General features: G+C 73.9%; 8 protein-coding genes. All 8 read left to right on the top strand.

Annotation, left to right across the window (positions count from 1 at the left end):
• Positions 1-1213, top strand: a 1213-nt coding sequence (locus AOK18_RS13315; RefSeq protein WP_055694481.1) for a family 2B encapsulin nanocompartment shell protein, incomplete at its 5' end; no start/stop codon positions are given.
• A 131-nt stretch (positions 1214-1344) separates the two neighbouring features.
• Entirely contained in the window at positions 1345-2424 is a 1080-nt protein-coding gene (locus tag AOK18_RS13320; RefSeq protein ID WP_055694482.1) for a family 2 encapsulin nanocompartment cargo protein polyprenyl transferase, read from the top strand.
• A 284-nt stretch (positions 2425-2708) separates the two neighbouring features.
• Entirely contained in the window at positions 2709-3317 is a 609-nt protein-coding gene (locus AOK18_RS13325; protein ID WP_055694483.1) for a GNAT family N-acetyltransferase, read from the top strand.
• Between the two features lie 136 nt (positions 3318-3453).
• Complete coding sequence (locus tag AOK18_RS13330; protein WP_055694484.1) at positions 3454-4110, top strand: hypothetical protein; 657 nt, start codon at positions 3454-3456, stop codon at positions 4108-4110.
• A 262-nt stretch (positions 4111-4372) separates the two neighbouring features.
• Entirely contained in the window at positions 4373-4918 is a 546-nt protein-coding gene (locus AOK18_RS13335; protein ID WP_055694485.1) for a GNAT family N-acetyltransferase, read from the top strand.
• Positions 4919-5529: 611 nt separating this feature from the next.
• Complete coding sequence (locus AOK18_RS13340) at positions 5530-6066, top strand: DUF5994 family protein (RefSeq protein WP_055571360.1); 537 nt, start codon at positions 5530-5532, stop codon at positions 6064-6066.
• A gap of 304 nt (positions 6067-6370) precedes the next feature.
• A complete protein-coding gene (locus AOK18_RS13345; protein ID WP_055694486.1) occupies positions 6371-6670 on the top strand; it encodes a hypothetical protein in 300 nt (99 codons plus the stop codon).
• Positions 6667-7152, top strand: a complete 486-nt coding sequence (locus AOK18_RS13350) for a DUF5994 family protein (protein WP_055571359.1) — start codon at positions 6667-6669, stop codon at positions 7150-7152. Before AOK18_RS13345 ends, AOK18_RS13350 begins: the two co-directional genes overlap by 4 nt.
• Positions 7153-7493: the final 341 nt, after the last annotated feature.

Raw genomic sequence — 7493 nt, forward strand, 5'->3', positions numbered from 1 at the left:
GTACGCCGTCGGCGACGGACGCGTGACGTTCGTGAAGACCGGCGACCGCGTCGAGGTCGTCCCGGCCGAACTGGGCGAACTGCCGGCCCTGCGGTCGTACGAGGACGAGGAGGTGCTCTCGGAGCTGGCCTCCCGCTGCCGGCAGCGGGAGATCGAGGCCGGCCAGGTGATCACCTCGTTCGGCAGCCCGGCCGACGAGGTGTTCCTCCTGGCGCACGGCAGGATCGAGAAGGTCGGCACCGGCCCCTACGGCAGCGACGAGTCCCTCGGGATCCTCGCCGACGGCGCCTACTTCGGGGACCAGGCGCTGCTGGACGAGGACGCCATCTGGGAATACACCACCCGCACCCTGACCGCCTGCACCGTGCTCGTGCTGCCCCGTGAGGCCGTCGCGCAGGTCGCCGAGCGGTCCGAGACGCTGAGCGGACACCTCCGGCAGCAGCGGTCCGTCCCCCGTCAGCGCACCAACAAGTACGGCGAGAAGGAGATCGCCCTCGCGTCCGACCACCGCGGGGAGCCGGACATCCCGCACACCTTCGTCGACTACGAGGCCAGTCCCCGCGAGTACGAACTGAGCGTCGCCCAGACCGTGCTGCGCATCCACTCACGCGTGGCCGACCTCTACAACCAGCCCATGAACCAGACGGAGCAGCAGATCAGGCTGACCGTCGAGGCGCTGAAGGAGCGCCAGGAGCACGAACTCGTCAACAACCGCACCTTCGGCCTGCTGCACAACTGCGAGTACGACCAGCGGATCCAGCCGCACGACGGCGTGCCCACCCCCGACGACCTGGACGAACTGCTCAGCAGGCGGCGCGGCACCAAGCTGCTCCTCGCCCATCCGCGCGCGATCTCCGCCATCGGCCGCGAACTCAACAAGCGGGGGCTGGTCCCGGAGACCATCGACATGGCCGGCAACCGCATCCCCACCTGGCGGGGCGTGCCCATCTTCCCGTGCAACAAGATCCCGGTCACCGAAGAGCGCACGACCTCCGTCATCGCGCTGCGCACCGGCGAGGAGGACCAGGGCGTCATCGGCCTGCGGGCCTCCGGCATCCCCGACGAGATCGAGCCGAGCCTCTCCGTGCGGTTCATGGGCATCAACGAACAGGCCATCATCAAGTACCTGGTCACGGCCTACTACTCGGCCGCGGTCCTGGTGCCGGACGCGCTCGGCGTCCTGGAGAACGTCGAGATCGGTCGCTGGCGGTGACCTTCCGGGACCTCTCGGCTCGCACGCCGCGTCCCCGCCCGCCCGGGCGGGGACATTCCGGGGGCACGCGCGCGGCACCGGCGGGAACGCCACCTCCGGTCATCCTCCGAGACGGGGCCAGAGGTGAGTTCATGACGGAGTCCATGGCCGGGCCCACGACGGGGACGGAGGACGAGCAGCCTCCCGTCGAGGGCCACGAGGCGACGATCCTGCTCGAGCGGGCGCGGGCCGAGGTCGACCCGGTGCTCCGGGCCGCCATCGGCTCGCTGCCCGGCCCGCTGCGCGGGATCGCCCGCTACCACTTCGGCTGGGAGAACGCGGACGGGACCCCGGCCACCGGCGGTTCCGGCAAGGCGATCCGCCCCGCGCTGGTTCTCGCCGCGGCCGCCGCGCTCGGCGGCCCCGCGGCACGGGCGACGGCCGTCCGGGCCGCCGCCGCGGTGGAACTGGTGCACAACTTCACGTTGCTGCACGACGACGTGATGGACCGGGACACCACCCGGCGCCACCGGCCCACCGCATGGACCGTCTTCGGCGATGCCGACGCGATCCTCGCAGGGGACGCCCTCCACGCCCTCGCCCTGCGGCTGCTCGCGGAGGACACCCACCCGTCGGCTCCGGCCGCGGTGGCCCGGCTCGCGGACTGCGTCGTGGAACTGTGCGCGGGACAACAGGTGGACACGGCCATGGAAGGCCGCGCTCCCGGCGAGGTCACCCTCGACGAGACGCTGTCCATGGCCGAGGCGAAGACGGGCGCGCTGCTCGGCTGCGCCTGCGCGCTCGGCGCCCTGTACGCGGACGCCGGGGCGGCGGACGTGGAGGCACTGGACGCGTTCGGCCGTGAGGCGGGGCTGGCCTTCCAGCTGATCGACGACGTGATCGGCATATGGGGGGACCCGCGTCGTACCGGCAAGCCCGCCGGCGCGGACCTGGCCGCCCGCAAGAAGTCCCTGCCGGTGGTCGCCGCGCTCACCTCCGGCACCCCGGAGGCGTCCGAACTCGCCGTGCTGTACGCGGCCCCGCACGCGGAGGAGGACCTGGAGCACATCGCCCTGACCGTGGAACGGGCGGGCGGCCGCGACTGGGCGCAGGCCCAGGCCGCCGACCGCATGGCCCGGGTGATGCAGGAACTCGCCCGCGCGGTGCCGGACCCGGAGGCGGCGGGCGGACTGCTGGCCCTCGCGGAGTTCGTGACCCGGCGCACCACCTAGACGGGGGGTTCGGGACGCCGGACACCGGGGATGTGCGGAACCCCGACCCCCGTACGTCCACCGTGGTTCCGGCCCGGCGGGACCGCACCCCCCGACGGGGTGTGCGGTCCCGCCCACACCGCGGCTCGCCGCTTCTGCCCCCGCTTCCTGCCCCTGGCCCCTGTTGTGCGGGGGACAGGAGGATTCCCGAGGGGCGGACGTGGTCGTCCTGCCGGCGGCCGTCGCCGTCCCGATAGGGTCAACCTCCGTACTGAGGACGAGGGTTGAGCAGAAGGAGCGGACGTATGGGTGTGGCGATCCGGACGGCCGGCGAGGGGGACCGGGAGCTGCTGGTCCGGCTCCTCGACGAGGCGTTCCAGGACGATCCGGTCAGCGGCTGGGTCTTCCCGGGCACGGAGTACCGCCGTTCGACGCACCACAGGCTGATGGGAGCCTTCACCGACATCGTGCTCGCCGGGGGGCGCATCGACCTCACGGAGGACGGTTCGGCGTGCGCGTTGTGGATGTCGGTGCCGGCGGACGACCACGGCACCGGGGACCCGGCGGACGACGAGGGTCCCGCGCGGGTGCGCCGGGCCGTCGACCCGGAGAACGAGCGGGTGGAGATGATCAGCCGGTTGACGGCGGAGGTCCACCCCACCGGCCGGGCCCACGAGTACCTGTGGATGATCGGCGTGGTGCCCGACCGGCAGGGTGAAGGGCTCGGCACCGCGCTCATCGGTTCGGTCCTCGACCGCTGCGACCGCGAGGGGCTGCCCGCCTACCTGGAGGCGAGCAGCGCGCGTAGCCGCCTGTTGTACGAACGCCTCGGTTTCGCCCCGGTCCGCGAGCCCCTGCAGCTCCCGGACGGTCCCCCCATGTGGCCGATGTGGCGCGAACCCTGCGCCCCGTGACCGGCCGGCGCCCCGCCCGTGCCCGACCGTGCCGGTTTCCCGTCCCGTCAGGGACGTTCGGCCCTGGCCGTCGGCGTGCGCCCCCGCTTCACTGGCCCTCGCGGGGAACCGGTCGGCGAGGACTGTCAGGGGCGAGATGAGCACAGCGGCACACGACAACGGGGCGACGGGCGGCCAGGTGCCGGGCCGAGGGGCGGCGGGCAGGGAGATCACGGCCGTCGGACACGCCGACCTGAGCCCGCGCACGCTCGCCCTGGTGGAGTCCGCGTTCCTGGAGCGACTGGAGCGACTGGAGCGACTGGAGCGGCTGGAGCGACTGGAACGGCACGTCGGCCCGGGGCCGGTCACGGTGCGCTGCGGCGCGGGAGCGCCGCTGGCGTTCGGCCGGGCGGCCGGCGCGGCGGGCCGCCGCCTGATCGTGGTCGTTCCCACGCACGACGGCGTCCCCGCCCTGCCGCCCCCGCGCGACCGGACGGCCGCCGGTGAACTGCTGAACCTCGCCGACCAGGCGCGGCTCCTGCCGTACGAGCCGGACCACCGGGACTCCTGCGTCGGCGCGGACGAGCGGATGATCGCAGCCGGCGGCCTGCTGCTGGCGGCCTGGGACGGCTCCCCGTCCGACGGCCTCGACGCCACCGCGCACCTGGTGGCGTACGCCCGGGCCCGGGGCATCCCCGTGGAGATCGTGTGGCCCGCGGGAGCCGAACGCGGGACGGGGAAGACCGTGCCCGCCCCTTCGGCCGTGCTCCCGGCCGCGGGAACGACGGGGCCGCCCGGCGCGCGCCGTTCCTGAGCCCGTCCCCGTTCCCGCTCCGTGCTCGCCGGTGAGCTGCTCGACGGGATCGACGAGCCGGTCCTCAGGAGGTACCCGGTGGTGCGGGGCGCCGGCGTTCGGCGCGGGCTCCGCAGTGCCGGGGTCCGCCCCCGGGCCGGGGCGCACGGTCGAGAACGGGACGCCGGCGCGCCCGCACGGCGGGAAGCGCCGAACCGGGCCGGGGCCCGGGTCCGTCCCGGGGTATGGACGCGATCCGGTGCCGTGACCGATGATCTTCGGCATGATCCGGGCCGCCACTGAGAAGGACGTCGCGGAGATCCGCGCGATGATCCGCGAACTCGCCGACTACGAACGGGCCGTCGAACAGGCCCGGGCGACCGGGGAGCAGCTCCGGGAGGCGCTGTTCGGAGAGCATCCCGCCGCCTCCGCACTGATCGCCGAGGAGGACGGGACGGGCCGGGTCGTGGGCTACGCCCTGTGGTTCCCCCGCTTCTCGACGTGGACCGGCACGCGCGGCATGCACCTGGAGGACCTTTACGTCCGCCCGTCCGCCCGCGGCGGGGGATACGGCAGGGCGCTGCTCGCCTCCCTGGCCGCGATCTGCGAGCAGCGGGGCTACGAGCGCTTCGAGTGGTGGGTCCTGGCCCGGAACGAGCCGGCGATCGGCTTCTACAGGTCGCTCGGTGTGGAGTTCCTGGACGAGTGGAGGGTGTGCCGGCTGAGCGGCGGGCCCCTCGCGGAACTCGCCGCCCGGGCCCCGGCCGTCCTCGACCGGACCCCGGCCCCGCGGGACGGAGGGCCTCGCGGCCCCCTGCCGCAGCGGTGACCAAGACCCACGGGGCACCGGAAGGGCCCACGGCAGGACCGAACGGCGGGCAGGGGGGGGAGGAGGACCGCCCCCGGGCCGTCGGGGGCGCCGTGTCCGGCGCCCCGCGGACCGGGTGCGGGCAGGCGGCCGGGCGACCGGTGGAATCGCGGGTCGAGCGGCGCGGCCGAAGGCCGGGCCTTCTCGGTCTCCTGGTGACGGGCCGGTTCGGAGGCCCGCGGGGACCTTCCCCGTGGGTCGCCGACCCGGTCTTCTGCCGATCGCCGGCGAGGGGCGCGACGGTCCCGGACGGGTGTCCCGCGGACTGCGTGCGGGCTGTCGTCCCGTCCGGGGGCAGACGTGGCTGACGCCGGACCGCGTCTCCGTCGACCCTGGTCGACCGCTCTCGGGGGCATGACGAGCACAAGGACCGGATCTGCCCCGGCTCGCCGCCGAGCGCCGGAGGCCAGGTCCCGAGACAGAAAAATACCTGGTCACCCGGGTTTTCGGGCCAGCGGGCGGAGTAGAGTGGAGACACCGGGAATTCTTCGCGCACCGGCTCCGCCGTGGGTGCCGTTTCCGGTGATCGACAAGGCCGGGCCGCCCCACGAGCCCGGGGGCAGGTCCGCGTCATGACCGTGATCATCGACCGTACGACATCGAGCAGGAGCGCACCGCCGCTTTCGGCCCGCCTGTGCCTGACGCCCGCGCCGGGCGGGCTGAACGGCATGTGGTGGCCCCGGTCCCGTGCCCTCACCCGCGAGCTGCCGGCCCTGACAGCCGCACTGGGCGGTCTCTGGGGCCGCATCACCGGTGTCACGGTGAACCCGGACCACTGGCCCGTCATCCCGTGCTGGGTGTCCGTCGCCGGGCGCACCGTGGAGGTGGTCTCCTCCACCGAGGAGCAGGATCCTCACCGGATGACCCTTTTCTCCACCGGCGGCCGCCGGGACGTGCTGGTGATTCCGCCGGAAACCGGTGCGGAGGCCGCCGCACGGCTGATGTCGGGTGACGGCGGCGATGCCCTGGGCCGGGAGGAAGCGGCGGACAGGACCGATGCCCGAAGCGGGGAAGGAGCGCGGGAGACCGGCGGCGGGGCAGGTCCGCCGCCGGTCCTGCCCCGGTCCGTCGACTGGACAGGGCGTTCGTCCGACGGCCGACGGAGGTGAGAGGACCATGACTGTCATCGCCGTGGCCGCGCTGCTCGTCCTGATCGCTGTCGGAGCCGCTCTGCTCCACCGCCTCCATGCCCGGCACGACGAACGGATCGCTGCCTTCCCCTACAGCGACGCCCTGCCGGGGGTCGGCCGCCGGCCCCGGAGGAGCCGCCGACCGACGGCACACGCGACCGCCCCGGCACGCCCCACCGCGACAGCGACCGGGGACGACATCGCCCTCGGTCCGGCCGGGAGCCGCGGAGGACGGCACGTCAGGGCAGTACTGCGCGAGCGGAAGGTGGACCGCGAGAAGATCATGCGGGTTCTGTACCGAGCCGCCGAGGGTGATCGCCTCCTGGGCGTCGACGGGGCGAAGCTTCGCAACGACCTCGGCATCCCCGAGCAGGATCTGGCCGCTGCCTGTACGTATCTGGCGGGCGAAGGCTGGGTCGTCGTCGACTGGGGGAGGGGTGATACGCCCTCGATGGTCACGCTGACGCACCAGGGGCTCCGGCGGATGGAGACGGAAGAGGAAGAGCACGACCGCGCCGCGTCCGCAGAGACCGGGCGCCGCAGGCCGTACGACCGGCATACGAAGGACGGGCGGACACCATGACCGGCTCCGGCACCCCCGAAGCTCCCAGGTTGTTGCCGGACGCCGTCCACCGGCCGGTGAGCCCCGGGACGTCCCTGCTGAGACTGGAGACGACGCACGCGCGCGAGGGGATCCTGGACGGCGCCTGGTGGCCGGGGTCCCGGGACATCGGTGCCGAGCTGCCCTCGCTGATCACCGCGCTGACCGAGCATCTCGGACCCGTCACCCGCGTCGGTCTGGACACCAGTGCCTGGGACGGACTGCCGACACGACTGGTGATCGACGGCCGAGTCGTGCACATCGACTCCTTCCCGGTCGGTGACGACACCGTCCTCATCACCCGGGGCGACCGGGACCACTTCTCCCTGCTGGTAGTCCCGCCGGACACGATGCCTGACGCGGCGCGCGCCGCGATGGCCAGAGCCGTCCGGGCCGACAACGTCACCGGGGCCGGTCAGATCCTCATCGACACCGGCAGCGACACGCCGTCCCCGCCGGACTGACCCCTCCGTCGCAGACCGGAAGCCGGGACGCCGGATACGGGTGAACTCCCCGGTCCGCCCGGCGAACTCCCGGGCCGTGGCGCTGCTGGCCGTGAGCCGGGTGTCGCGGACCGTGGCCAGGTGGTCGTCCGTGGGGGACGGAGTCGGGTTCCGGTGTCGAAGGTGCGCTCGAACCGGGCCTGGGAGACAGCGCGTGCCACATGGGCGATGCCGGCGGGAGCGAACCCCTCGCCGGCGGACGCGAGGGCCGCACCGTCGGCCCGGGTGCCCGCTCGGGCCAGGCAGCTCCTCCGCAGTGCGGTCCTGGCGCCGTGATCGGGAGGGCCGACGGGCAGCGCGTC

The sequence above is a fragment of the Streptomyces prasinopilosus genome, assembly GCF_001419695.1.
In the GTDB taxonomy this organism is placed as follows: Bacteria; Actinomycetota; Actinomycetes; order Streptomycetales; family Streptomycetaceae; genus Streptomyces; species Streptomyces prasinopilosus.

What these genes read in the sequence shown, in the direction of transcription:
- AOK18_RS13320 (WP_055694482.1), top strand. Translation starts at nt 1,345, where the DNA reads ATGACGGAGTCCATGGCCGGGCCCACGACGGGGACGGAGGACGAGCAG.
- AOK18_RS13325 (WP_055694483.1), top strand. Translation starts at nt 2,709, where the DNA reads ATGGGTGTGGCGATCCGGACGGCCGGCGAGGGGGACCGGGAGCTGCTG.
- AOK18_RS13340 (WP_055571360.1), top strand. Translation starts at nt 5,530, where the DNA reads ATGACCGTGATCATCGACCGTACGACATCGAGCAGGAGCGCACCGCCG.
- AOK18_RS13350 (WP_055571359.1), top strand. Translation starts at nt 6,667, where the DNA reads ATGACCGGCTCCGGCACCCCCGAAGCTCCCAGGTTGTTGCCGGACGCC.
- AOK18_RS13335 (WP_055694485.1), top strand. Translation starts at nt 4,373, where the DNA reads ATGATCCGGGCCGCCACTGAGAAGGACGTCGCGGAGATCCGCGCGATG.
- AOK18_RS13345 (WP_055694486.1), top strand. Translation starts at nt 6,371, where the DNA reads ATGCGGGTTCTGTACCGAGCCGCCGAGGGTGATCGCCTCCTGGGCGTC.
- AOK18_RS13330 (WP_055694484.1), top strand. Translation starts at nt 3,454, where the DNA reads ATGAGCACAGCGGCACACGACAACGGGGCGACGGGCGGCCAGGTGCCG.